Origin of the sequence: Sphingomonas azotifigens NBRC 15497, assembly GCF_002091475.1 — a bacterium.
GTDB classification, from domain to species: domain Bacteria; phylum Pseudomonadota; class Alphaproteobacteria; order Sphingomonadales; family Sphingomonadaceae; genus Sphingomonas; species Sphingomonas azotifigens.
The window spans coordinates 1-1,129 of the sequence record NZ_BCTR01000138.1 but is presented as its reverse complement, the minus strand read 5'-3'; the positions used below and the strand labels follow the sequence as shown (position 1 = coordinate 1,129).

The window sequence follows — 1,129 nt, the reverse complement described above, 5'->3', positions numbered from 1 at the left end:
CGGCGCGCGCCATGGGTGCCGATCGCGGCATCCTGATCCAGACCGACGAGGACGTGGAGCCGCTGGCGGTGGCCAAGCTGCTCGCCAAGGTCGCGGAAGAGGAACAGCCCGGGCTGATCATCCTCGGCAAGCAGGCGATCGACGACGATTCGAACCAGACCGGCCAGATGCTTGGCCAGCTGCTCGGCTGGGCGCAGGGCACCTTCGCCTCGAAGGTCGAGATCGCCGGCGAGCGCGTGAAGGTCACGCGCGAGATCGACGGCGGCCTCGAGACCGTCGACCTCAAGCTGCCGGCGATCGTCACCACCGATCTCCGCCTCAACGAGCCGCGCTATGCGACGCTGCCCAACATCATGAAGGCGAAGACCAAGCCGGTCGCGAAGAAGACCGTGGCCGACTATGGCGTCGACGTTACCCCGCGCCTCAAGACGCTCAAGGTTGTCGAGCCGGCCAAGCGCCAGGCGGGCATCAAGGTGGGGTCGGTCGACGAACTGGTCGAGAAGCTCAAGGGCATGGGAGTCGCGTGATGAAAACGCTGGTTTGGGTCGAACACGACCATCAGAGCGTCAAGGACGCGACGCTCTCCACCGTGACCGCGGCGGCGAAGCTGGGTGAAGTCCATCTGCTCGTTGCCGGCAAGGGCGTCTCGGCCGTCGCCGAAGCGGCGGCGCAGATCGCCGGTGTCGGCAAGGTCCATGTCGCCGACGATGCTGCGTACGAGCATTTCCTCGCCGAAAATGTCGCGCCCTTGGTCGTCCAGCTGATGGACAGCCATGACGCGGTGCTGTTCCCGGCGACCACCACGGGCAAGAACGTGGCGCCGCGCGTCGCCGCCGCGCTCGACGTGATGCAGCTCTCGGACATCCTGTCGGTCGAGGGTGCGGACACCTTCACCCGTCCGATCTATGCCGGCAACGCCATCGCCACCGTGCAGACCAGCGACAAGAAGCTGGTGATCACCGTGCGCGGCACCGCCTTCGACAAGGCAGCGGCGACCGGCGGCAGCGGCACGGTGGAAGCCGTCGCAGCCGCGGGCGACAAGGGTCTCTCCACCTTCGTCGGTGCCGAGATCGCCGCGTCGGAGCGGCCGGAGCTGACCAGCGCCAAGATCATCGTTTCGGGCGGCCGT

Annotated in this window: 2 protein-coding genes; both read left to right on the top strand. The window is 67.2% G+C overall.

Annotated elements, in window-relative coordinates; translation table 11 throughout:
- Positions 1–527, top strand: a 527-nt coding sequence (locus SAZ01S_RS23270; RefSeq protein ID WP_084584699.1) for an electron transfer flavoprotein subunit beta/FixA family protein, incomplete at its 5' end; no start/stop codon positions are given.
- A partial coding sequence (locus tag SAZ01S_RS23265; protein ID WP_084584698.1) for an electron transfer flavoprotein subunit alpha/FixB family protein occupies positions 527–1,129 on the top strand: 603 nt, incomplete at its 3' end. The genes SAZ01S_RS23270 and SAZ01S_RS23265, both read left to right, overlap by 1 nt.